At 46.4% G+C, this 1,020-nt stretch carries 1 protein-coding gene; it reads right to left on the bottom strand.

What is annotated here, in order from left to right; all coding sequences use genetic code 11:
- Positions 1–166: 166 nt before the first annotated feature.
- Positions 167–1,020 (bottom strand): PD-(D/E)XK nuclease family protein (locus ACUVJL_RS00095; RefSeq protein ID WP_445243973.1); only part of this gene is annotated, 854 nt, incomplete at its 5' end.

Here is a 1,020-nt window from a genome sequence, read left to right as displayed (position 1 = left end):
GTTAAATAAAACTTAAGCGAGTAACTGGTTCCCCGGCTCTGCCTGGGAACCCATTTGCAGAGGCTCTGCCTCGCTTAATATCGGGAAAATTGGAGGCAGAGCCTCCGTATAGGCGTTACCAGGCAGAGCCTAGTAACGAGGAAAATTTCGGGGGTTTATTTATATATTAAATAAATATTTCGTCGATTATAGCAAGATTTGGCAGCCAATCTGTGGGAGTTTCTGCGAGAAGATATGGTGAGAAAGTTTTTGTGTCTGGTGTGCGGTTGCAGCGAGTGGCAAATTGACAGGAATCGCACAAATTGGAACTAATTTCTACTTGAGGTAAGAATTCGCCGCCTTCGGTATAGCGCTGTCGCCAGTCGGTTAGCTGCTGCAATAGGTGGGTTAAATCTTGTTTTGTGCGATCGTGTTCAGTTTGGTTGTAATAAAATGTGAGTTTTTGCGGCGGTTCTTCTCCTTGCAATTGTACGAACCAGTATGTCATGGAAACTTGTTCGGGGGAATAGTCGCTGGTTTCTACTAAGACGTATAAATAGAGGCGAGTTTGCCAACTTTCGGCTATCCATTTTGATTTTTGAGGGCGGGGATAGGTTTTCCAGTCGAGAATTTGGGCGGCGTTTTGTTCGGCTATTAGCAAGTCATAGATAACGGTGAATAGGTAGTCTTGGAAAATTAGGGTGCGGGGGTGTTCGGCTTGGCGGAAAATGCGATCGCTATTTTCGGAATTGGCGAAGAGTTCGGGTGCGGTGTTGATAAATGCTGCCACGCAGCGTCCCAGTTCGGGGTCTTGTTGGATGATAAATTCAATGGGAAGTCCGAGTTCTCGCTGCTGCATTAATAGGTGAAAGTGGCTTCCCCATGTGAGTTTTTCTTTGTGTTCTGGGGAGGCGGTGGTGGCGAGTAGTTCGAGGTAGCTGTGTTGAAATTTGCGGGGGCATTCTTCGAGGATTTTGAGTTGGGTTTGGGAGAGTCGGAGCATTTTTTTGGTGTGATGGTGTTGGTTTTTGGTAGGGTTTT

The sequence above is a fragment of the Microcoleus sp. OTE_8_concoct_300 genome (assembly GCF_031383065.1).
Lineage (GTDB): Bacteria > Cyanobacteriota > Cyanobacteriia > Cyanobacteriales > Microcoleaceae > Microcoleus.
Note: the sequence above shows the minus strand (reverse complement) of the source record. Positions and strands in the feature narration are given on the sequence as shown.